The following is a 20,985-nucleotide window of genomic DNA, read 5'->3' as shown; positions in this document are numbered from 1 at the left end:
CCCCCAACTTACCGCTGGAAGGTTTTCGCGCCACCCTCGTCGGGACGCCCTCGTCGCGCCACCCACGCCGGGGCACTACGAGTCGATGGGCTCCGCGGCGCCGTCGGGGTCGACCGTGTACTCGTCGACCGGGGTCGGGGCACCGCTGGCGAGCGCGTCGGTGATCTGCGTGAGGCACCGCGCGAGCACCTCGTTGTCCTCGCTCGACAGGTGGTCCATCACGCCCACGACCGCCTCGTGGAACCGGGCGTAGGACGAGTCGATCTTCTCGGCGGCCTGCACCGTCGGCTCGAGCACCTGTGCGCGCCGGTCGGTCGGGTGCGGCACGCGGACGATGTCGCCCTTCGCCACCAGGCCGTCGACGATCTTCGTGACCGAGGCGTTCGACACGTTGAGCATCACCGCGAGGTCCTTCGGACCCATCGCGCGCCCGTCGCGGTGCGCCTGCAGCATGTACCGGACCGTCAGGAACTCGTTCTTCGTCAGACCGCTCTCGGTCCGGGCCTGCTCGAGTTGCTGCTCCTCGGCGTGCTGCAGCCGGAGCAGGGCGTCCACGGCGACCTTGGCCGCACGCGACCGCGGCTCCCGGGCGTAGAGGTGCACGTGCTCGCGGCGGACGACGGTCAGTGGCATCTGCGGGTCGGGTCTCTCTGTCGGGCGGATCCGGTCGGAGCGGGTGGCTACGCGGTGGGCGCCGTGAAGAAGTCAGCGTACGACGGTTCGGTCCGCACGGACAGGAGCGCCGGGTCGTGGATCCGGCGGGACACGTAGGCGTCGATGACGGCCGGGTCGGTCAGGCCCACCCGCGTGGAGGTCACGGTGGGTCGTGCGGTCCTCGGCATCCCGGTGTAGGTGCTGTGCATGCGTGGTCCCGCCTTCCTGCGTCGGTGGCGTCCGTCGGTGTCGTCCGGCCCGGACGGCAGAACTGTTTCACGGCGCGAACGATCAGCGCAACGAACCTTTTGCGTTCTGTACGGTTCGCGCAGCACCCCACGGGGCGGGGCCAGGATGGGTCCCATGGCCTACATCGCCGCGGACGACCGCTACGACTCCATGCCCTACCGCCGGACCGGCCGCTCGGGCCTCGATCTGCCGCTGCTCTCGCTCGGCTACTGGCACAACTTCGGGGACGACAAGCCGTTCGAGACGCAGCGTGCGATCAGCCGCCGCGCCTTCGACCTCGGCATCACGCACCACGACCTCGCCAACAACTACGGGCCGCCCTACGGCGCGGCCGAGGTGAACTTCGGTCGGCTCATGCGCGAGGACTTCCGGCCGTACCGCGACGAGATGGTGGTGTCGACCAAGGCCGGGTGGGACATGTGGCCCGGCCCGTACGGTCAGGGCGGCGGCTCGCGGAAGTACGTGCTCGCGTCGCTCGACCAGTCCCTGCAGCGCACGGGCCTCGACTACGTCGACGTCTTCTACTCGCACCGCCTCGACGCCTCGACGCCGCTCGAGGAGACGATGGGCGCGCTGCACACCGCCGTGCAGCAGGGCAAGGCGCTGTACGTCGGCATCTCGTCCTACGACGCCGAGCGCTCCCGGCAGGCCGCCGCGATCCTCCGCGACCTCGGGACCCCGCTGCTCATCCACCAGCCCTCGTACTCGATGCTCAACCGCTGGATCGAGACCGAGGGGCTCCTCGACGCCGCCGGCGACCTGGGCTTCGGTGTGATCGGCTTCACCGCCCTCGCGCAGGGCCTGCTCACGGGGCGGTACCTCGACGGGGTGCCCTCGGACTCGCGCGCGGCGGCGGGCAAGTCCCTCGACGCCGGCACCCTGACGGACGAGGTCGTCGAGCACCTCCGGGCGTTGAACGACATCGCGTCCGAGCGCGGGCAGAGCCTGGCGCAGCTCGCGCTCGCGTGGGCGCTCCGCGACGAGCGGGTGACCTCGCTCGTGATCGGTGCGTCGCGCGTCGAGCAGCTCGAGCAGAACGTCGCGGCGCTCGGGAACCTGTCGTTCACCGACGACGAGCTCCGCCGGATCGACGAGCACTCGGTCGGCGTCCTCGACGTCGACCTGTGGTCCGGCGCCCGTTCCGGCCAGGTGAGCTGACCCCCGCCCGCGCCCCCGCCTCTTCCGGAAGCGGGGGCGGAAGGGTCGCGTCAGGCCAGGCCGAGCCGCGCGTCGAGCACCTCGAGCAGCCGCTGCCGGAACGGCACCGACGACCACCCGTGGTCCGCCCCCTCGACGACCGTCAGGACGGCGCCCGGCAGGAGCTCGGCGTAGCGGCGCCCGTACGACACCGGCACGATCGCGTCCTCGGTGCCGTGCACGACGTCCGCCGGGCCGGTGTAGTCGGCGACGGGCGCGTACACGTCGAGACCGTCCTCGACGTCGGCGATGAACGCCGTGCCGAGCACCATCCCACCGAAGTCGAACCACCCCTGCTCCCGCGCCGGGGCGAGGGGCTGGCCCTGGATCGCGTCGTGCTCGGTGATGTCGTCGACGACGACGCCCGCCGGCGACCACAGCGTCAGGCTGCGGACCGCGTCCGGCACCCGGGCCGCGGCGAGCGCCGACTCCACCGCGCCGAGGCTGTGCGCGACGACGTGCACGCCCTGCCCCCGGTCGGCGGCGCGGATCATCGCGACGACCTGCTCGACCTCGTCACGGATGGTGATGTCGGCGAACTCGCCGTCGCTCGCGCCCTGTCCGAGCCGGTCGTGGCTGCGGACCACCGCGCCCCGGGCGACCAGGTGCCGTGCGGTCTGCACGAACAACTGGTGACCGCCGAGGGCGCTGTCGCTGAAGCCGTGGACGAGCAGCACGACGGGGGCGTCCCGTGCGGCGCCGTCCCGCGGTTCCCACTGCCACCCGCGGATCGTCGACCCGCGGTGCTCGAGGGTCGTCGCGGTGGTCCGGGGGTCGACCCCGCGCAGGGGCACGCCACCCATCAGTTCGTCCGGTCCGCCCACCCGGCCGGCAGGTCGCCGGGCGCGGTGTCGACCACGGACTCGTCGTCCTCGCCGACGTGCTCGAACAGCGTGATGTGCGCGAACTCGGGGACCACGTAGATCGGGTAGGTCGGTCCCTCGTCGCGGAACCGCTGCATCTCGTCGAGGTGGTCGTTCTGGAAGAGCACGGTCTTCTGCCCGTCGAGCTCGATCCAGCGCGGGAAGAAGATGGTGCCGTGCAGGACGCGCTGCTCGGGCAGGACGTTCACGACGACGCTGGTGCCGGTCGGCTCGTTCCAGGAGACCTTGTAGACGCCGGGCGCCAGCGCGACGAGGTCGACCGTCTGGTCCTTGACCCAGCGACCGCCGACGTGGCCGGTGTGGATGCGGTAGTCGATGGTCGTGGCGTTCTTGACGTACATCTCGTACTGCCAGCCGTTGGCGTACGTGTAGACGAAGCGGTGGCCGACGATGCCGGTCAGGTCCTGGGGCGGTTCGGGGTGTTCGACGGAGGTGGTGGTGTCCATGTCCCCAGCGTGCACCCGAAGTGGTTTTGTTGCAAACAAAACTGCCTGGTAGTCTGCCGAGCATGCGGGGTACCGGGGATGAGACGGCACGGGTCGCACGGCGCCTGAGCGACCGGATCGGTCCGTTCCGCCGGACGCTCCTGCGGACCTCGCGCGTCGCCGCCGGCCTGCCCGACATCCCGGACGCCCAGGTCGAGGTCATGCGGGCGCTCGGGGCCGACGAGGCCGGCTCCGCACCGTCGGCACTGGCGTCCCGCCTCGGCCTGGCGCGCTCGACCGTCAGCAACCTCGTGTCGTCGATGGAGCAGGCGGGCCTCGTCGAACGGCGGCTCGTCGGCGGCGACGGACGGCGGGCCACCGTGCACCTGACCCCGCTCGCGACCGAGCGACTCCGCACCTACGACGAGGCCGCGACCACCGTCCTCGTGGACGCCCTGGGTCGCCTGTCCGCGGACGACCGCGCCGCGCTGGCCGCCGCCCTCCCCGCCCTCGAGCGCCTGCACCGCGAGATCACCCCGCCGCCCGCATCCTGACTCCCAGTTGCTTCCGAGCGGTCTCTCGGCACTCCTGAGGCGAGAGTGCTACAACAGATCGCAGTTGAGTCGAGGGGACTCAACCAGGACACGAAGGAGTTGATCTCGATGACGATGCAGTTCGACCCGTTCCGCGAGCTCGACCGACTCGCCGGCTCCCTGCTCGGGGCCGGAGCCGGTGCTCCGCGCTCGATGCCGATGGACCTGTACCGCACGGGTGACCACTACGTCCTCGACGTCGACCTGCCGGGCATCGACCCGGGCTCGGTCGACGTGGACGTCGACGGTTCCGTGCTCACCATCCGGGCGGAGCGCACCCTCGGTGCTCCGGAGGGCTCGCAGTGGCTCACCCGCGAACGCCAGCCCGGCACGTTCGTCCGGCAGCTGACGCTCGGCGACCACCTCGACACCGCACGCGTCACCGCCGCGTACGACAACGGCGTGCTGAGCGTGACGATCCCGGTCAAGGAGTCGGCGAAGCCCCGCCGGATCGACGTCACCACCGGTGGCGGCGCCCAGCAGCTCGCGGTCGGCACCGCCGAGCAGTAGGCGGGGGCGCGGTGACGACGTTCATCAACGCGCTCCTCGCCGTCGCGGTCGTCACGGCGGCCCTCGTCGTGACGAGCCTCGACCGCCGGACCGCGGTCCTCCTCGGCGCGGCCGGCAGCACGACGGGCAGCTTCCTCACCTGGCTCGTCGCGCCGGACGCCTGGTCGGAGATCCCGGTCGTGCCGTGGCTCGCGGCGGCCGCCGGGACGGTCGCGCTCATCGTTCTGTGGAGCGCGACGCGGATGTGGTCCGGCATCTTCGAGCCGCCGCGACCGGTTGCGGACGACGACACGGCCGCCCTGGCGACCGTGGGCGCGGAGCAGTGACCACCTGACGGACGGGAGGCCCGGTGCACGCTCGCACCGGGCCTCCCGTCCGCCGTCGGGTCGCGCCGGACGATCCCGTCGGGCGACCCGGGTGACCGTCACTCCTTGTTCAGCTTGTCCTGCACCAGGCCGGCTGTCTTCTCGACCACGTTCGGCAGCTCGGTCGTGCCGTAGAACCGCACGTCCGGGTGCGTGGGCGGCGGCATCGGCACCGACGAGGTGGGGCCGTCGTGGTACGAGTACTCGCCCTTGCCGTCGAACGACGGACCGCTCGCCCACGGGCCGTCACCGGCCTGCTTCCCGTCCGAGAAGTTCAGGTACTGGTAGCTGAACTCCGTGTGCTCCTTCGCCTGCGGGAACTTGTTCGGGACGGGGAAGTCCTCGATCCCCTTCTCGCGCAGCTCGGCGGCGGCCGTGGCCCACATGTTCTGGTGCATCGTGTCGCGGGCCAGGAGGAACGAGAGCAGGTCCCGCACGCCGTGGTCGTCGGTCATGTGGTACAGCCGGGCGACCTGGACCCGGCCCTGCATCTCGGCGTTGGCGTTCGCCGTGAAGTCGGCGAGCAGGTTGCCGCTCGCGGTGATGTAGCTGCCCTGCCAGGGGTTGCCGTTGCTGTCGACGGGGCGCGCGCCCGCGCCGGCGACGATGCCCTGCTGGATGTCGGTGCCCCCGACGACCGCGGCGACCGTGGGGTCGTCCTGCACGGCGTCCTCCGTGATGCCGAGGGGGCTCTTCTCGAGCAGCTGCGCGATCATCGTCGCGAGCATCTCGACGTGGCCCATCTCCTCGGCACCGATGCCGAAGACCATGTCGCGGTACTTGCCGGGCATGTGCATGTTCCACGCCTGGAACTGGTACTGCATCGCGACGGAGATCTCGCCGTACTGACCGCCGAGCACCTCCTGCAGCTTGCGTGCGTACACGGCGTCCGGCTTGTCCGGGGTCGACTTGAACTGGAGTTCCTGCTTGTGGAAGTACATCGCGTTCTCCTGCTTCGCTGGCGGTCGGGTCGTCGGTGCCAACGGTCCGCGCGGCCGTCTGGGTGCCCGTCCGGGCTGGACGGATGGCGCGGGATCGATGGCCGGATCGCGCGGACCGCCGCTGCCGGATCGGCCTACGGTGTGCGGCATGGACCTCGAACTGCGTGACCGTGTCGCCCTCGTCGTCGGCGGACGGGGGTACATCGGCGCCGCCGTCGCCGAGACCCTCCGTCGGGAGGGCGCGCGGGTGGTGGTCGCCTCGCGGAGCGCGGACGGCGACGACGCCGTCGCGATGGACACCGCCTCGCAGGAGTCGGTCGACGCGGCCGTCTCCCGGGTGTTCGAGCAGCACGGCCGCATCGACGTCCTCGTCGTGACCGCGGCGCCGGCGGCCGGCACCCTCGACCCCGAGCGCGCGTCGGACCCGGAGCAGGTCGCGGCGGCGATCGACGGCAAGGCCCTCGGCTTCCTGCGGGTCGCGAACGCGGTGCTGCCGCACCAGCGCGCGGCCGGGTCCGGGCGCGTGGTGGTGATCAGCGGGCAGAACGCCTACCTGGCCGGGAACGTCACGACGTCGCTCCGGAACGCGGCGACGAGCATCATCGCGAAGAACCTCGCCGACCAGGTGGCCGGCACGGGCGTCGCCGTCAACGTCGTGAACCCCGGCTCCGTGACGGACGAGCCGGCCGCCGAGGTGCAGCGGGGCGCCGGTGGGGAGTCCAGCCCGCAGCAGATCGCGGACCTGGTCGCGTTCCTCGCCTCACCGCGGTCCGCGGTGAGCGGCGAGTCCGTGTCGATCGCGCACCGCGTGCTCGGGCAGCTCACGATCTGACGGGACGCCGTGCCGGACGGGAGGCGCGCGGTGCGGCCGCCACGGGCCTCCCGTCCGACGCGTGGCGGGTCACGAGCCGTGCTCGCTTCGTCCTGCAGGACGACGGCCTTCGTCCCTCCGCCCGATGCCCCGGTACCGGGCGGTCGGCGAGGCTCGGTGGCATGGAGAGTTCGACCAAGCACGTGATCGCCACCCTCGCCACCTGCGCCGCCATCGTCGTGGTGACCGCCGTCGCGCTCGTCGCGATGTCGCCCGTCCCGTGAGCCGGTGGCCGCGCGGCCGTCGTGCGATGATCGAGCCGTGACGGACCGGCGCACGTTCCTCCGGCCGATGCGGACCCGGTCGATCGTTGCCGACCTCGTCTGGGCCGCACTCGCCGCGCTGCTCTTCACCGCGCCGATCGAGCTCGAGCTCGAGCGCGCGAGCCTGCTCGCGGTCGTCGCCGCGTGCGCCGCGATCGCCCTTCGCCGCCTGACGCCGAGCGGCGCGATGGTGATGACGGTCGTCCTCGGGGCCGTGCAGGTCACGGGCGGCGAGCGCCCCTCCCTCGTCGACCTCGCCATCGCCGTGGTCATCGGCACCGCCGCCGTCCTCGGCACCCGCACCGAGGCCGTGGTCGCCGGCATGCTCGCCGTCGTCGCCGGGGTCTCGGCATCCATGTACCTCTCCACGACCGGTTACCGCTACGCCCTGCTGCTGAACGGGCCGAGTGACCAGGTCGCCCTCGTCCTCGCGGCCCCGTCGCTCGTCCTGCTCTCCGTGTGGGCCGGCGGACTCGCCGGGCGGGCCGTCCGCTCGCAGGTCGCCGAGGCCGCACGGCGTGCCGAGGCCGAGGCGGCCGCGAGCCGCGCCGAGGCCGTGGCGAACCGGGCCGAGGCCGTCGCCACCCGCGCGGTCGACGAGGCCGAGGCCGAACGCATCCGCGCCGACATCGCCCGCGACGTCCACGACGTCGTGGGGCACTCGCTCGCGGTCATCATCGCGCAGGCCGACTCGGTGCCGTTCCTCGACGACGAGGCCCGCATCCGCGAGGTCAGCGCCACCATCGCGAGCACCGCCCGCAGCTCCCTCGTCGAGGTCCGGCAGGTGCTCGGGCACATCGACGGGTCCGAGGCCGCAGCGGACCCGACGTCGTTCGACGAGATCGTCCGCGGCATCCGCGAGGCCGGCGTCGACGTCGAGCACGCCGTCCGCGGTGTCGCCCGGCCCCTCGGCGCGGTGCACGGCACGGCGGCACGACGGGTCCTGCAGGAGATGCTCACGAACGCGCTGCGCCACGGGGTGCCCGGCGGCTCCGTCGAGGTCCGCGAGACCTGGCGCTCGGCCGACCTCGTGCTCGAGGTGGAGAACGCCGTGCCGACCGCCGCCCTGCCCGTCGGCGGCGCGCTCGGACTCGAGGAACTCGCCGCGCGCCCCGTCACCGGCGAGCAGCCGACGGTCGCCGGCACCCGCGGTTCCGGGCGCGGGCTGACCGGCATGCAGACCCGACTGACCACGATCGGCGGGTCGTTCGACGCCGCCGTGCTGGACGCCGTGTTCGTCGCGCGCGCCCGCATCCCGTTCGACGTCCGAGGGGGGACGACACGATGACCGACCCGATCCGCATCCTGCTCACCGACGACCAGGCGCTCTTCCGCGCCGGGCTGCGCGTCGTGCTCGACGCACAGCCCGACATGGAGGTGGTCGGCGAGGCCTCCGACGGCGCCGAGGCACTCGACCGCGTCCGCGAGCTCCACCCCGACGTGGTCCTGCTCGACATGCGGATGGCGGGCGTCGACGGGGTGGAGACCGTGCGTCGGCTCTTCTCCGGCGAGGTCGAGGGACCGCTCCCCCGCGTGGTGGTGCTCACGACCTTCGGGCTGGACCCGGCGGCGGCGACCGCGATCCGCCTCGGCGCGAGCGGCTTCCTGCTCAAGGACACCACCCCGCCGTTCCTGTTCGCGGCGGTGCGGGCCGTCCACGAGGGCAGTTCGGTGATCGCGCCGAACGACCTGTCGCAGCTGTTCGGCGCGGACGTCGACCGGGCACCGGCCCCGCAGCCCGAGGCCTTCCAGACGCTAACGGACCGGGAGCGCATCGTGTTCGGGTGGGCCTCCCGAGGGCTCTCCAACGCGGAGATCGCCGCCCGGGAGTTCGTCACCGAGTCCACCGTGAAGACGCAGATCTCGAGCATCCTCGGCAAGCTCGCGCTGCGCGACCGCGTGCAGCTCGTCGTCTACGCGCACGACCACGGGCTGGCGGGCGCCCGCGAGGACGGACCGGCCCCCGCCTGAGGTCAGCTCGCGGCGTCGATCCCCAGGGCGTCGCCGAGCCCGAGGGTGCGCTGCGCCAGGTCGCACTGCGACGACGCGGGCTTCATGACGAGCCCGGACGCCTGCGCCGTGTGGCCGAGCCCGTAGGTGTGCCCCCACTCGTGCGTCGCGACGCCGCGCAGGTCGAACCGCGCGCCGGAGCACGTCGCCGACGACGACCACGCGTACGAGGTCGTGTACCGCTGGTCCATCTCGACCGCGACACCGGAACGCGACCACACGCACGTGGTGGCGAGGGTGCCCGAGCGCAGCGACCCCCACCCGGTGACGCTCGCACCGCTCGGCGAACCGCACCCACCGTTCGCCGTGACGGCCGGAGCCTGCGTGGTCGTGCCGAGGTAGGTGTTCGCGGCACCGGAGGTGATCGTCCGACCGCAGGTCTTCAGGGTCCCGGTCCAGGCGTTCGCGGCCGCCCTGAGCGCCGCGGCGTCCGTCGCCCGGGCCCCGGACGGGTTCGACGACCAGCGGACGGGCGACGTCCACCGGTACCCGAGCAGCGCGTACGTCCGGTTCGTGCAGCTCGACGCGGGAGCGGGCTTCGTCGCGGTCGCCGCCATCGGGTGCGCGGTCGTACCACCACCGGTCAGCCGCTCGTGCAGGCTCCGGACCTTCCGGATCGCCGCCGGCGCACCGGACCACTCGCCCTCGACCGCCACCGCGACGCCCGAGCGACCCGTGTTCGTGATCGAGACGTCCCCGGGGTCGACCGCGCCCGCGGCCGCGACCGGGAGCGCCGACACGGTCGTGCCGGGCGACGGCACCACGAAGCGACGGCCGTCCGGCAGCGTGACCGTACCGCGCTCGACGGCGCACCCGCGGCCGAGGTCGCGGACGGTGATGCGGTCACCGCTGCACGTCGACGCGGCCTCGGCGGGCGCGACCCCGACGGACGTGGACACGATCGCGACGAGCACGGTCGAGAGGGCGACCGCGGCAGCGGTCACGGACGGCGTCCGCACGATGGTCCTCCTGGGGCACGAGCACCGGACGGACCCGGAGCGACGCCGATCAGTGTGCGCAACGCTCCGCGGGGTGGTCAACCCCCCGACCCGGGATGCCCCGTCCGGGTGTCGACCCCGTTGCCCGGGCACCGAGCGCTCCGCTCGACCCGGCCGTGCGCCGGACCGTGCCGACCGACCGGGTGACCGACGAGTCGGGGGCGGGGCGAGCCTCCAGGCCGGGTCTTCCGGGTCGACACGACCGGGCGGGAACGCGGAACGGCCCCCGGGATTCCTCCCGGGGGCCGTTCCTCACCTGGTGCGCGAGGGGGGACTTGAACCCCCACGCCGTTTCCAGCACACGGACCTGAACCGTGCGCGTCTACCAATTCCGCCACTCGCGCCAGCCCGGCAACACTAGCACGCGGCGGACGGTGCCCGTGACCACGCACAGACGAGCAGGAGCGCCAGCCACTACCATGCAGGGGTCCCTGACCGACGACCGGGAAGACACATGGGCCTCTTGGACAGCTTCGAGCGTGGGTTGGAGCGCGCCGTGAACGGCGCGTTCGCGAAGACCTTCCGCTCCGGCGTGCAGCCCGTGGAGATCTCGAGCGCCCTGCGCCGCGAGCTCGACACGAAGGCGGCCGTGGTCTCCCGCGAGCGGATCCTCGTGCCCAACGAGTTCACCGTGCGGCTCGCCCCGCCGGACCACTCACGCATGCACGACGTCGGCCAGCCGCTCATTGACGAACTGACGCAGATGGTGCAGCAGCACGCCGTCGCGCAGAACTACTCGTTCTCCGGCCCGGTCTCGATCCGGCTGCAACAGGACGGCACGCTCTCGACCGGTCTCCTCGAGATCGACGCCTCGACCGTGCAGCGCGACGTCGCCTGGGTCGCCGTGCTCGACATCGGGTCGCAGCGCCACCGGCTCCGACGCGGCCGCACCGTGATCGGGCGCGGGACCGACGCCGACATCACCATCGCGGACACCGGGACGAGCCGGAAGCACGTCGAGGTCATCTGGGACGGCGAGCACGCCCAGGCGAACGACCTCGGGTCCACGAACGGGTCGAAGCTCGACGGGCAGCGCTTCGAGCAGGCCATCGTCGAGCCGGACTCGACCATCGAGATCGGTCGTACCCGTATGGTGTTCCGGGTGATCCCCGAGAGCGACGGAGGTGCTCGATGACCACAGGCCTGACCCTGCTCGTCCTGCGCTTCGCCTTCCTCGCGGTGCTGTGGCTGTTCGTCTTCGTGATCGTCTTCGCGCTGCGGAGCGACCTGTTCGGCCAACGCGTCCGCACCGTCCCGACCGATCCGAAGGCCGGCGCGTCCGGTCCGACGACCCCGACGGTGCCGGCAGCGGCCGCCGCGGCTCCCGCCGGGGCGGGTGCGTTCACCGAGATCATCGGCCAGCCCGCCGGCGGACAGCAGCGTCCGTCCGCCACGGGCACGCCCACGCGGCTCGTCATCACCGAGGGCTCGCGCGAGGGCCTCGAGATGCCCCTCGGCGGCGGCCCCATCACCATCGGGCGCTCCAGCGAGTCGAACGTCGTCATCCGTGACGACTACACCTCGACCAACCACGCCCGCCTCGACCTCCGGGCCGACGGCTGGGTCCTGTCCGACCTCGAGTCCACGAACGGCACGTTCGTCGACGGTCAGAAGGTGACCGCTCCCGTGCACGTCGCGGAACGGACGCCGATCACGATCGGGACGACGACGTTCGAGCTGCGGCGGTAACCGGGACATGACGGCTCGCACGCTGAGCGCCGCTGTGTCCCACGTGGGGCGCATCCGCGCCAACAACCAGGACTCCGGGTACGCCGGCACGCACCTGTTCGCCGTCGCCGACGGCATGGGCGGGCACGCCGGTGGCGACGTCGCCTCGGCGATCGCCATCCGCCGGATCCGCGAGGTCGACCGCGAGTTCCCCTCCGCGCACGACGCCGAGTTCGCCCTGCAGTCCGCGCTCATCGCCGCGAACCAGCTCGTCACCGAGACGGTCTTCGAGCACCAGGAGCTCACCGGCATGGGCACCACGGTGTCCGCCCTCATCCGCGTCGGCGAGCAGATCGCCATCGCCCACATCGGCGACTCGCGCATCTACCGGATGCGCGACGGCGAGCTGCAGCAGATCACGTCGGACCACACGTTCGTCCAGCGGCTGGTCGACAGCGGCCGGATCACGCCGGAGGAGGCGGCCGTGCACCCGCGCCGCTCGGTGCTCATGCGCGTGCTCGGCGACGTCGACGCCGCGCCCGAGGTCGACACGGCCGTCATGGACATCCAGACCGGGGACCGCTGGCTGCTCTGCTCGGACGGTCTGTCGTCGTACCTGGCCGAGGAGCGGATCCGGCACGCGCTGGCGTCCACGATGGACGCCAACCAGGTGACGCAGCGACTCGTCAAGGAGACGCTCGACCACGGCGCCCCGGACAACGTCACCGTCGTCGTCATGGACGTCACCGACACCGAGCCCGAGGACGACGACGACGCCGCGACGACCGTCGGGTCCGCGGCCGCTCCGCTCACGTTCGAGGCGTCGACCGGTCGCAAGCCGATCCGCCTCCCCACGATCCTGCTCCACCCGCTCAAGGTCTCCACCGCCCCCGAGGACTCGCACTTCGAGCCGGAGTCCGACCAGTTCTTCGCCGAGCTCATCGCCGAGGACCGCCGGCGACGCATCCGTCGTCGGATCGCGTGGACGATCGCCCTCGTGGTCGCCGTCGCCGCCCTCGTCGGCGCCGTCTGGCTCGGCTGGCGGATCACGCAGGCGCACTACTACGTCGGGACCGACCGCGGCACCGTCGCGATCTACCGCGGCGTGCAGCAGTCGATCGGTCCGATCGCCCTCTCCGACGTGTACGAGGACACCGACGTCACCGTCTCGTCGCTGCCCGACTACACGCGGGAGAACGTCCGCTCGACGATCAACGCGCAGTCCCTGTCCGACGCGCGCGACATCGTCGACCGCCTGCGCAAGGCCGCTGAGACCGGGCAGGACCAGGCCGGCACCGGTGGGGACGGCGGATCGTCGTCACCCACGCCGACGCCGTCCCGCTCCGCCGCACCGTCGGGCAGCGCCTCGCCCTCCGCGTCGCCGGGAGCCCGTCGGTGAGCGCCGCGACCGCGCAGTCGTTCACGCAGGCGATCACGATCAAGCTGCGTGAGCCCGCCCGCGCCCGGAACCTCGAGCTCGTGCTGCTCGTCATCGCCTGCGGCATCTGCGCCGGTGCGATGGTGCTCGTGCAGCTCGGCACCAAGGGACGCCTGTTCGACACCGGCGTGCTGTGGGTCGGCGGCGGCATCCTCGGACTCGCGCTCGTCATGCACGTGGTGCTCCGGGTCGTCGCCAAGAACGCGGACCCGTTCGTCCTGCCGATCGCGCTCGTGCTCAACGGCATCGGCATCGCCGAGATCTACCGCATCGACGTCCACAACGGCCTGACCGGCTGGGACGCGATCGGCGTCAAGCAGATCGTCTGGACGATGCTCGCCATGGTCCTGGCGACGATCACGCTCCTGGCCGTGCGGAACCACCGCTTCCTGCAGCGGTACCGCTACATCTTCATGGCCGCCACCATCGCGCTGCTCCTCCTGCCGATGCTGCCGGGCATCGGGTCGAACGTCGGCGGTGCGCGCGTCTGGATCCGGATCGGCCCCTTCTCGTTCCAGCCGGGTGAGCTCGCGAAGATCACCATGGCGCTGTTCTTCGCCGGGTACCTCGTGACCGCGCGCGACTCGCTGTCGATCGTGGGCAAGAAGTTCGCCGGGATGACGTTCCCCCGAGCGCGCGACCTCGGCCCGATCCTCGTCATGTGGGCCGCCGCGATGGCCGTCCTCGTGTTCCAGCGCGACCTCGGCACGGCGCTGCTCTACTTCGGGCTCTTCCTCGTGATGATCTACGTCGCCACGGCCCGGCTCGGCTGGGTCGTGATCGGCCTCGGCCTCTTCGTCGGCGGCGCCCTCGTCGCGCAGTCGGTCCTCGTGTACGTGCGGGGCCGGTTCGAGCAGTGGCTCGACCCGTTCGACCAGACGATCTTCGACCGGCAGACCCAGGGCAGCTACCAGCTGGTCCAGGGCCTGTTCGGCTTCGCGAACGGCGGCATCACCGGGACCGGCCTCGGGCAGGGGCGTCCGTACATCACCCCGGTCGCCAACGCGGACTACATCGTCGCGTCGCTCGGCGAGGAGCTCGGGCTCATCGGCGTCTTCGCGATCCTCGCGCTCTTCATCGTCCTGGCATCCCGGGGCCTGCGCGTCGCGTTCATGGCGCAGGACGACTTCGGCAAGCTCCTCGGCGTGGGCTTCGGCTTCATCATCGCGCTGCAGGTCTTCGTCGTCGTCGGCGGCATCACCCGGATCATCCCGGTCACGGGGCTCACGACGCCGTTCATGGCCGCTGGTGGATCGTCGCTCATCGCCAACTGGATCATCGCCGCGATGCTGCTGCGCCTCACCGACGCGATCCCCGCCGAACAACGCGTCCAGCAGGGCGCGATCCCGGCCGCCGCTCGCGGTCGCGGATCGTCCAGGAAGGAGCGCACCCGGTGAACCGACAGCTCCGCGGCGTCTCGACCGTCATCGTGCTCATGTTCGTCGCGCTCTTCGTGTCGACCACGTCCATCCAGTTCTTCGCCGCCGACTCGCTGCGCGCCGACTCACGGAACTCGCGCACGATCCTCGACAGCTACTCGACCAAGCGCGGCGCGATCCTGGTCGACGGCAGTCCGATCGCCGAGTCGACCCCCTCGGACGACCAGTACCAGTACCAGCGCAAGTACACGAACGGCGGGCTGTACTCGGCCGTCACCGGGTACTTCACGATCGGTCAGGGGAACGCCGGCATCGAGAGCGCCGAGAACGCCGTGCTCTCCGGCAACTCGGACGCGTCGTTCTTCCAGAACCTCAACGCCATCCTGACCGGACAGGACGTCCAGGGCGACAACGTCAACCTGACGATCGACCCCGACGTGCAGCGGGCGGCGTACGACGCGCTCGGCACGAACACGGGTGCGGTCGTCGCGATCGAACCGTCGACGGGGAAGATCCTCGCGATGGTGTCGAAGCCCGACTACGACCCGAACGCGCTCACCTCGCACGACACCGCCGAGGTCAAGGCGCAGTACGACGCCCTGCTCCAGCAGACCCCGACGCCGCTCCAGAACCGCGCGATCGGCGGCGACCTGTACACGCCCGGATCGGTCTTCAAGCTCATCGTGGCGTCCGCGGCCCTCAAGGACGGCAAGTACGACCTCGACTCCGAGTTCCCGAATCCGTCACGCCTGCAGCTGCCGGGCACCTCGTCGTACATCAACAACGCCGAGGGCGGCTCCTGCGGCGGTGGCGACACGGTCAAGCTGCGCACGGCGATCCAGAACTCGTGCAACATCCCCTTCGCGGAGCTCGGCCAGAAGCTCGGCTACGACGCCATCAAGTCCGTCGCGGACGAGTACGGCTTCGGTGACGCGATCGAGGTCCCGATGCGCGCGACCGCGAGCCAGTACCCCGACGTCGACTCGACCGCCCAGCTCATGCTGAGCGCCTTCGGCCAGGCCAGCGTCCGCGTCTCGCCGCTGCAGATGGCGATGGTCTCGGCGGGGATCGCCAACGGTGGCAAGGTCATGCAGCCGACGCTCGTCGACTCGGTCACGACCAGCGACCTGAAGACCGTCCAGTCCTTCTCGCCGAAGCAGTACAGCGATCCGCTGTCCGGCTCCGAGGCAGCCGACCTGACCGAGGCGATGCAGAGCGTCGTCAGCAGCGGGACCGGCACGAATGCCAGGATCGACGGTGTCGACGTCGCCGGGAAGACCGGGACGGCGGAAGGCGGTACGGGCGACCCGTACACGCTCTGGTTCACGGGGTTCGCCCCGGCGAAGAACCCCGAGGTGGCCGTCGCGGTCGTCGTCGGGAACGGCGGCGGGCTCGGGCAGTCTGGTGTCGGCAACACGGTCGCGGCTCCGGTCGCGAAGAAGGTCATGGAGGCGGTGCTGAACAAATGAGACCCACCAGCGGACTCACCTTCGGTGGGCGGTACCAGCTCTCCTCCCGGGTCGCGATCGGCGGCATGGGCGAGGTGTGGCAGGCGACCGACCTCGTCATCGGCCGGACCGTCGCACTCAAGATCCTGAAGGACGAGTACCTCGGCGACCCGGGCTTCCTCGAGCGCTTCCGCGCCGAGGCCCGGCACGCCGCCCTCGTCAACCACGAGGGCATCGCCAACGTCTTCGACTACGGCGAGGAGGACGGCAGCGCCTACCTCGTGATGGAGCTCGTCCCGGGCGAGGCACTGTCGACCATGATCGAGCGGGAGCACACGCTGCCGGTCGACAAGGTGCTCGACATCGTCGCGCAGACCGCGAACGCGCTGCAGGCCGCGCACGCGGTCGGCCTGGTGCACCGCGACATCAAGCCCGGCAACCTGCTCATAACGCCCGACGGTCGGGTGAAGATCACCGACTTCGGCATCGCCCGCATCGCCGACCAGGTGCCGCTGACGGCCACCGGTCAGGTCATGGGCACCGTGCAGTACCTGTCGCCGGAACAGGCGAGTGGCCACCCCGCCTCGCCGTCCACGGACATCTACTCGCTCGGCATCGTCGCGTACGAGGCGCTGGCCGGCCGTCGCCCCTTCACCGGGGAGTCGCAGGTCGCGATCGCGATGGCGCACATCAACGAGCAGCCGCCCGCGCTGCCCGGCGACGTGCCCGAGCCGGTCTCCGCGCTCGTGCTCTCCTGCATCGCGAAGAAGCCGGCCGACCGGCCCGCCACCGCGGCGAACCTCGCCCGCGCGGCCCAGGCCCTGCGCCGGGGCGACGTCGCGGCGGCCACCGTGGCGGTCCCCGCGATCGGCGGCGACGGCACGGTCGCGTTCAACCCGCCGCAGGGCGCCGGCAACGACGCCGCGACGGCGCTCATCGGCACCCAAGCCGGTGGCGCGGTCGGTGGTCCGCCCGGTACCCCGGGCTCGCCCGTCGGGCCCGAGGACGAGGAACCGCGGAAGAAGCGCGCCTGGATCTGGTGGGTCGTCGGCATCGTCGCCCTCCTCGTCATCGGCGCAGTCGTCGCGGCGTTCGCGCTCGGTGGCTCGAGCCAGCCCGACCCGAGTGCCTCGTCGTCTCGGCCGGCACCGACGCGGACCACCCCGCCGCCGAGCCAGACGCCGAGCGCCACGCCCACGGCATCGCGCCTGTTCCTCAACAAGAGCGACTACGTCGGCCGCGCCACCGACGACGCCGCGTCGGCGCTCCGCGGTCTCGGCTTCGAGGTGACCGTGCAGGACGGCAGCCCGGCACCGTCCGCCGACCAGGCGAACACGGTGGCCGACCTCACCCCGACGGGGAGCGTGACCAAGGGTGCACTCGTCACGATCACGCAGTACACGACCCCGCCGACGGCCAACAAGCCGAACACCCCGGACGCCGGCACCGTGTCGGAGACCGGTCAGGTCACCTTCAGCTGGTCCGCGGCGACGTGCCCGGACGGCTACTCGGTGTCGAAGTACACGTGGACCGTGTCGAACGGCAAGGACGCCTCGGGCGCGACCTCCGGCGACACCTCGTCGACCGCGGTCACGATCCAGGCGGACGCCGCGGGCGACCAGGTCGTCTTCGCGTACAACGTGACCTGCACGAGCCAGTCCGGTGGCACGCTCGCCGCCTCGGAGAACTCCGACTCGGCGACCGCCACGTGGGAGGCATCCGCCGAACCGACGCAGGACCCGTCCGACGGCACGAACCCGAGCAGCGGTCCGCAGGACTCGAACTGAGCGACACCCGAACGGGGGCTGTCGACACCGTTGTGTAACGGTTCGTCGGCGGCCCCCGTGGTCAGCCTCCCACCAGAGAGGGCTGCCGTACACTGACTCGGACGGACATTCGGAGGAGTACGTGCCTGAAGGTGTGACCGCGGGGATCACGCTCCTCGCGAACCGCTACGAGATCGGTGACGTCATCGGTCGCGGCGGCATGGCGACGGTGCACGTGGGCACGGACACCCGGCTCGGACGCAAGGTCGCCGTCAAGCTCCTCAAGCCGAGTCTGGCGAACGACCCCGCCTTCCGGATCCGCTTCCGGCAGGAGGCACAGGCCGCCGCCCGCATGGCGCACCCGACCATCGTCCGCGTCTACGACGCCGGCGAGGAGACGGTCACCGAGCCCTCCGGCGCCGAGGTGCAGGTGCCCTACATCGTCATGGAGCACGTCGACGGCCGCGCGCTGTCCGACGTCCTCGACGACGGCCCGCTCGCCCCGGCCGAGGCGGTCCGCATCACCGAGGGCATCCTCACCGCCCTCGAGTACTCGCACCGCGCCGGCGTCGTGCACCGCGACATCAAGCCCGCGAACGTCATGGTGACGCACAGCGGCCAGGTCAAGGTCATGGACTTCGGCATCGCGCGGGCGATCACCGACACCTCCGCCACGGTCGCGCAGACGACGTCGATCCTCGGCACCGCGTCGTACTTCTCCCCGGAGCAGGCGCGCGGCGAGACCGTCGATGCCCGGACGGACCTCTACTCCACGGGCGTGGTGCTCTTCGAGCTCCTGACCGGCCGACCGCCGTTCACCGGCGACTCGCCGGTCGCCGTCGCCTACCAGCACGTCAGCGAGCAGCCGGTCGCCCCGTCGACCCTCTCGCCGGACGTGTCGCCGGCACTCGACGCCGTGACCCTCCACGCCATGGTGAAGGACCGCACCCGGCGGTTCCAGAACGCCGCCGAGTTCCGGACCGACCTGCAGCAGGCCGCCGCTGGTCGGGTCCCGGTCTCGACGCGGACGCTCCAGCAGAACGCCGCGCACGACGCCTCGACCATGCTGTTCGGCGTCAACCCGCGCACGACGTCGAACCCGGCCGTCGCCTTCCGCGAGCTCGACGACGACACCGCGGAACACCGTCCGCAGCGCACGCAGAACCGTCCGCCGGTCGCGTGGATCTGGCTCGGCATCATCCTCACCGCCGCGGTCATCGCCGGCGTCGTCTTCTTCGTCGCCAACCTCCAGCCGGGCAAGGCCCCCGTGTCGTCGTCCGTGTCGGTGCCGAACGTCGTCGGTGCCACGTGGGACTCCGCGCGCGGCGAGCTCGAGAAGCGCGACCTCGGCGCCGTGGAGGTCGGCGAGAACTCCGACGACGTCGCGAAGGACACCGTGATCCGCACGGAGCCCGGCTCCGGCACCAACGTCGCCCGCAACCAGAGCATCCGCGTGGTGGTGTCGCTCGGACCGGAGCAGGTCGCCGTGCCCGACGTGGCGAAGCAGAGCCAGGACGCGGCCCAGCAGGCACTCGAGGCAGCGGGCTTCGAGGTCGGCGCGATCAACTCCGACTACTCACCGGACGTGCCGGAGGGCACGGTCATGAGCACCGACCCGGCGAGCAGCACGCAGCTCGAGAAGGGCTCCGTCGTCAACCTGACGGTGTCGAACGGCAAGGTCCGGCTGCCGAACGTCACGCAGCAGCCGATCTCGGCGGCGAACACGACGCTCGCGAACCTCGGGCTCGACGTGCAGGCGTCGCCGACCTACACCTGCACGGGCAACACGGTGACGCAGCAGAGCGCCCCGGAGGGTGACATCGCCCAGGGCAGCACGGTCGTCCTCACCTACTGCGCCGCTCCGGTTCGGCAGCCGTCGCAGCAGCCGTCGGCACCCGCGCAGGACGGCGGCCAGGGCAACGGTGGTCAGGGTGACGGCGGCCAGGGCGGCGGCGACCAGGGCGGCGACGGGCAGTAGTCCGCGCACGCTGTCGCGACCGCTCGGTCCGGCCGGGAGGCACGGCTCGCGCCCGCCCCGCCGGTCCGGCGTGGTCAGCCGGTACCGTCCCCCGCCGCGCACCTCTCGCGCGATCGTCGCGCCCCGGACGCGCTGCTGTCGCAGGCGGTCGGTGCGCTCAGGCGCGGTGCTCGGCGATCAGCGGGTTGAGCGCGGCCGCCCGCTCCGCGGCGCCCTCGAGACCGGTGGTCTCGAGCCAGTTGCCGACCATCCGGTAGCCGCCCTCGGTGAGGACCGACTCGGGGTGGAACTGGACCCCGTAGAGCGGATGGTCCCGGTGCTCGACGCCCATGATGACGCCGCCGCCGGTCCGGGCGGTCACGGTGAGCTCGTCGGGCACGGTGCCGTCGACGATCGCGAGCGAGTGGTAGCGGGTCGCCGTGAAGGGATGCGGCACCCCCGTGAACAGCACGCTGTCGTCGTGGTCGACCTGCGACGTCTTGCCGTGCATGAGCTCCTCGGCGTGCGTCACCGTCGCCCCGAGGGCCTCGGCGATGGCCTGGTGCCCGAGGCAGACCCCGAGCAGGGGCTTCTCCACCGCCATCGCGGCGTGCACGGTCGGGATGGACAGGCCGGCGTCCGCGGGTGTGCCGGGACCCGGAGAGAGCAGCACGCCGTCGTAGTCGGCGATGCGCTCGGCGATCTCGTCCTCGGCGAAGGCGTCGTTGCGCACGACGTCGGTCTCGGCGCCGAGCTGCTGCACGTACCCGTTCAGCGTGTAGACGAAGCTGTCGTAGTTGTCGATGACGAGGATCTTGGTCATGGTCGGATCACCGTACTCGTGGGGGATGTGCGCAGGCTCCTGAGGGTCTTCCCACACACGCGGTCACGGTAGGATACCGGCCATGGCCAAGGACAAGGACCGCACCAAGCCCGCCCGGAGGACCCGAGCCGACTCGGTCGACACGGCGGGTGACCAGCCCAACCCCGTGTGGTTCAAGCCGGTCATGTTCGGCTTCATGCTCGTCGGCCTCGCGTGGGTGATCGTCTTCTACATCTCGAACACGACCCTGCCGGTGCCGACCCTCGGTTCCTGGAACATCCTCATCGGCTTCGGCATCATGTTCGTCGGGTTCCTCATGACCACCCGGTGGCGCTGACCCTCTCCGACCACCACACGCCCGTCGTACCCCTCGGTACGGCGGGCGTCGTCGTTCCGGCCTCGATCGCGCTCTCCACAGGGTCGCGGTCGCTGATGCACGCTCGTCCACACCAGAACGGTGGCTTGTCCACAGTTCTCCACACATTCCACACGGTCATCCACATCCCGGCCCCCGAGTTATCCACAGCGGAGTCCACAGTGGGGATA

22 protein-coding genes and 1 tRNA gene are annotated in these 20,985 nt (G+C 71.6%); 15 read left to right on the top strand and 8 right to left on the bottom strand.

The window, feature by feature from the left end:
* Positions 1 to 75: 75 nt before the first annotated feature.
* Positions 76 to 633, bottom strand: coding sequence for a MarR family winged helix-turn-helix transcriptional regulator (locus QUG92_RS07035; protein WP_289458348.1), 558 nt, complete (start codon positions 631 to 633; stop codon positions 76 to 78).
* 47 nt (positions 634 to 680) lie between these two features.
* Complete coding sequence (locus QUG92_RS07030) at positions 681 to 863, bottom strand: hypothetical protein (RefSeq protein WP_289458344.1); 183 nt, start codon at positions 861 to 863, stop codon at positions 681 to 683.
* Positions 864 to 1,017: 154 nt separating this feature from the next.
* On the opposite strand from QUG92_RS07030, the gene mgrA reads away from it, so the two are divergent.
* A complete protein-coding gene (gene mgrA, locus QUG92_RS07025; protein ID WP_069712668.1) occupies positions 1,018 to 2,061 on the top strand; it encodes an L-glyceraldehyde 3-phosphate reductase in 1,044 nt (347 codons plus the stop codon).
* A gap of 50 nt (positions 2,062 to 2,111) precedes the next feature.
* Here mgrA and QUG92_RS07020 read toward each other — a convergent pair whose 3' ends face one another.
* Together QUG92_RS07020 and QUG92_RS07015 are read right to left on the bottom strand one after the other, a co-directional pair.
* The gene (locus QUG92_RS07020) at positions 2,112 to 2,903 is read right to left on the bottom strand and encodes an alpha/beta hydrolase (RefSeq protein ID WP_289458341.1); all 792 of its coding nucleotides are present in this window, start codon (positions 2,901 to 2,903) and stop codon (positions 2,112 to 2,114) included.
* Positions 2,903 to 3,430, bottom strand: a complete 528-nt coding sequence (locus QUG92_RS07015) for a phenolic acid decarboxylase (protein WP_069712667.1) — start codon at positions 3,428 to 3,430, stop codon at positions 2,903 to 2,905. The genes QUG92_RS07020 and QUG92_RS07015 overlap by 1 nt, the downstream gene beginning before the upstream one ends.
* Before the next feature lie 62 nt (positions 3,431 to 3,492).
* Between QUG92_RS07015 and QUG92_RS07010 the strand changes: the two genes are divergently transcribed.
* The 3 genes from QUG92_RS07010 to QUG92_RS07000 all read left to right on the top strand — a co-directional run bounded on the left by QUG92_RS07010 (position 3,493) and on the right by QUG92_RS07000 (position 4,838).
* Positions 3,493 to 3,963, top strand: coding sequence for a MarR family winged helix-turn-helix transcriptional regulator (locus QUG92_RS07010; RefSeq protein ID WP_182045867.1), 471 nt, complete (start codon positions 3,493 to 3,495; stop codon positions 3,961 to 3,963).
* 108 nt (positions 3,964 to 4,071) lie between these two features.
* A complete protein-coding gene (locus tag QUG92_RS07005; RefSeq protein WP_289458337.1) occupies positions 4,072 to 4,512 on the top strand; it encodes an Hsp20/alpha crystallin family protein in 441 nt (146 codons plus the stop codon).
* An 11-nt stretch (positions 4,513 to 4,523) separates the two neighbouring features.
* Positions 4,524 to 4,838, top strand: coding sequence for a hypothetical protein (locus tag QUG92_RS07000; RefSeq protein WP_289458335.1), 315 nt, complete (start codon positions 4,524 to 4,526; stop codon positions 4,836 to 4,838).
* Positions 4,839 to 4,936: 98 nt separating this feature from the next.
* On the opposite strand, the gene QUG92_RS06995 is transcribed toward QUG92_RS07000, so the two are convergent.
* On the bottom strand, positions 4,937 to 5,818 hold the full coding sequence (locus QUG92_RS06995) for a manganese catalase (protein ID WP_069712663.1): 882 nt from the start codon (positions 5,816 to 5,818) through the stop codon (positions 4,937 to 4,939).
* A gap of 148 nt (positions 5,819 to 5,966) precedes the next feature.
* On the opposite strand from QUG92_RS06995, the gene QUG92_RS06990 reads away from it, so the two are divergent.
* The 3 genes from QUG92_RS06990 (at position 5,967) to QUG92_RS06980 (ending at position 8,923) form a co-directional block, all read left to right on the top strand.
* A complete protein-coding gene (locus tag QUG92_RS06990) occupies positions 5,967 to 6,650 on the top strand; it encodes an SDR family NAD(P)-dependent oxidoreductase (protein ID WP_289458332.1) in 684 nt (227 codons plus the stop codon).
* Between the two features lie 300 nt (positions 6,651 to 6,950).
* Complete coding sequence (locus QUG92_RS06985) at positions 6,951 to 8,240, top strand: sensor histidine kinase (protein WP_289458330.1); 1,290 nt, start codon at positions 6,951 to 6,953, stop codon at positions 8,238 to 8,240.
* Positions 8,237 to 8,923, top strand: coding sequence for a response regulator (locus tag QUG92_RS06980; RefSeq protein WP_069712661.1), 687 nt, complete (start codon positions 8,237 to 8,239; stop codon positions 8,921 to 8,923). The genes QUG92_RS06985 and QUG92_RS06980 overlap by 4 nt, the downstream gene beginning before the upstream one ends.
* A gap of 2 nt (positions 8,924 to 8,925) precedes the next feature.
* Here the strand turns inward: QUG92_RS06980 and QUG92_RS06975 are convergent, their stop codons facing one another.
* Positions 8,926 to 9,921: a matrixin family metalloprotease gene (locus QUG92_RS06975; protein WP_182045861.1), complete on the bottom strand. Its 996-nt coding sequence runs from the start codon at positions 9,919 to 9,921 to the stop codon at positions 8,926 to 8,928.
* Between the two features lie 296 nt (positions 9,922 to 10,217).
* Positions 10,218 to 10,304 (bottom strand) — tRNA-Leu (locus QUG92_RS06970).
* 110 nt (positions 10,305 to 10,414) lie between these two features.
* Between QUG92_RS06970 and QUG92_RS06965 the strand changes: the two genes are divergently transcribed.
* The 7 genes from QUG92_RS06965 (at position 10,415) to pknB (ending at position 19,637) form a co-directional block, all read left to right on the top strand.
* Complete coding sequence (locus QUG92_RS06965; RefSeq protein ID WP_289458326.1) at positions 10,415 to 11,095, top strand: FHA domain-containing protein; 681 nt, start codon at positions 10,415 to 10,417, stop codon at positions 11,093 to 11,095.
* Positions 11,092 to 11,649 (top strand): FHA domain-containing protein FhaB/FipA, encoded by a 558-nt coding sequence (locus QUG92_RS06960; RefSeq protein WP_182045859.1) that lies wholly within the window; start codon positions 11,092 to 11,094, stop codon positions 11,647 to 11,649. Before QUG92_RS06965 ends, QUG92_RS06960 begins: the two co-directional genes overlap by 4 nt.
* A gap of 7 nt (positions 11,650 to 11,656) precedes the next feature.
* Positions 11,657 to 13,027: a Stp1/IreP family PP2C-type Ser/Thr phosphatase gene (locus QUG92_RS06955; RefSeq protein WP_182045858.1), complete on the top strand. Its 1,371-nt coding sequence runs from the start codon at positions 11,657 to 11,659 to the stop codon at positions 13,025 to 13,027.
* On the top strand, positions 13,024 to 14,463 hold the full coding sequence (locus QUG92_RS06950) for an FtsW/RodA/SpoVE family cell cycle protein (protein ID WP_182045857.1): 1,440 nt from the start codon (positions 13,024 to 13,026) through the stop codon (positions 14,461 to 14,463). Before QUG92_RS06955 ends, QUG92_RS06950 begins: the two co-directional genes overlap by 4 nt.
* Positions 14,460 to 15,914: a peptidoglycan D,D-transpeptidase FtsI family protein gene (locus QUG92_RS06945; RefSeq protein ID WP_182045856.1), complete on the top strand. Its 1,455-nt coding sequence runs from the start codon at positions 14,460 to 14,462 to the stop codon at positions 15,912 to 15,914. Before QUG92_RS06950 ends, QUG92_RS06945 begins: the two co-directional genes overlap by 4 nt.
* Positions 15,911 to 17,680 (top strand): protein kinase domain-containing protein, encoded by a 1,770-nt coding sequence (locus tag QUG92_RS06940; protein ID WP_289458317.1) that lies wholly within the window; start codon positions 15,911 to 15,913, stop codon positions 17,678 to 17,680. The genes QUG92_RS06945 and QUG92_RS06940 overlap by 4 nt, the downstream gene beginning before the upstream one ends.
* 121 nt (positions 17,681 to 17,801) lie before the next feature.
* A complete protein-coding gene (pknB, locus tag QUG92_RS06935) occupies positions 17,802 to 19,637 on the top strand; it encodes a Stk1 family PASTA domain-containing Ser/Thr kinase (RefSeq protein ID WP_259346072.1) in 1,836 nt (611 codons plus the stop codon).
* 157 nt (positions 19,638 to 19,794) lie between these two features.
* On the opposite strand, the gene QUG92_RS06930 is transcribed toward pknB, so the two are convergent.
* Positions 19,795 to 20,439, bottom strand: coding sequence for an anthranilate synthase component II (locus QUG92_RS06930; RefSeq protein WP_069712653.1), 645 nt, complete (start codon positions 20,437 to 20,439; stop codon positions 19,795 to 19,797).
* Between the two features lie 82 nt (positions 20,440 to 20,521).
* Between QUG92_RS06930 and QUG92_RS06925 the strand changes: the two genes are divergently transcribed.
* Positions 20,522 to 20,776 carry a cell division protein CrgA gene (locus QUG92_RS06925; RefSeq protein WP_069712652.1) on the top strand — a complete coding sequence of 85 codons (255 nt, stop codon included), beginning with the start codon at positions 20,522 to 20,524 and terminating at the stop codon, positions 20,774 to 20,776.
* Positions 20,777 to 20,985 lie beyond the last annotated feature (209 nt).

This window comes from Curtobacterium citri (assembly GCF_030362955.1).
In the GTDB taxonomy this organism is placed as follows: Bacteria; Actinomycetota; Actinomycetes; order Actinomycetales; family Microbacteriaceae; genus Curtobacterium; species Curtobacterium citri.
This window is presented reverse-complemented; position numbering and strand designations above follow the sequence as displayed.

Bases quoted from the DNA above. Each gene is read 5' to 3' on its own strand.
- QUG92_RS07035 (WP_289458348.1), bottom strand. From the start codon at position 633: ATGCCACTGACCGTCGTCCGCCGCGAGCACGTGCACCTCTACGCCCGG.
- QUG92_RS07030 (WP_289458344.1), bottom strand. From the start codon at position 863: ATGCACAGCACCTACACCGGGATGCCGAGGACCGCACGACCCACCGTG.
- mgrA (WP_069712668.1), top strand. From the start codon at position 1,018: ATGGCCTACATCGCCGCGGACGACCGCTACGACTCCATGCCCTACCGC.
- QUG92_RS07020 (WP_289458341.1), bottom strand. From the start codon at position 2,903: ATGGGTGGCGTGCCCCTGCGCGGGGTCGACCCCCGGACCACCGCGACG.
- QUG92_RS07015 (WP_069712667.1), bottom strand. From the start codon at position 3,430: ATGGACACCACCACCTCCGTCGAACACCCCGAACCGCCCCAGGACCTG.
- QUG92_RS07010 (WP_182045867.1), top strand. From the start codon at position 3,493: ATGCGGGGTACCGGGGATGAGACGGCACGGGTCGCACGGCGCCTGAGC.
- QUG92_RS07005 (WP_289458337.1), top strand. From the start codon at position 4,072: ATGACGATGCAGTTCGACCCGTTCCGCGAGCTCGACCGACTCGCCGGC.
- QUG92_RS06995 (WP_069712663.1), bottom strand. From the start codon at position 5,818: ATGTACTTCCACAAGCAGGAACTCCAGTTCAAGTCGACCCCGGACAAG.
- QUG92_RS06990 (WP_289458332.1), top strand. From the start codon at position 5,967: ATGGACCTCGAACTGCGTGACCGTGTCGCCCTCGTCGTCGGCGGACGG.
- QUG92_RS06980 (WP_069712661.1), top strand. From the start codon at position 8,237: ATGACCGACCCGATCCGCATCCTGCTCACCGACGACCAGGCGCTCTTC.
- QUG92_RS06965 (WP_289458326.1), top strand. From the start codon at position 10,415: ATGGGCCTCTTGGACAGCTTCGAGCGTGGGTTGGAGCGCGCCGTGAAC.
- QUG92_RS06960 (WP_182045859.1), top strand. From the start codon at position 11,092: ATGACCACAGGCCTGACCCTGCTCGTCCTGCGCTTCGCCTTCCTCGCG.
- QUG92_RS06955 (WP_182045858.1), top strand. From the start codon at position 11,657: ATGACGGCTCGCACGCTGAGCGCCGCTGTGTCCCACGTGGGGCGCATC.
- QUG92_RS06940 (WP_289458317.1), top strand. From the start codon at position 15,911: ATGAGACCCACCAGCGGACTCACCTTCGGTGGGCGGTACCAGCTCTCC.
- QUG92_RS06930 (WP_069712653.1), bottom strand. From the start codon at position 20,439: ATGACCAAGATCCTCGTCATCGACAACTACGACAGCTTCGTCTACACG.
- QUG92_RS06925 (WP_069712652.1), top strand. From the start codon at position 20,522: ATGGCCAAGGACAAGGACCGCACCAAGCCCGCCCGGAGGACCCGAGCC.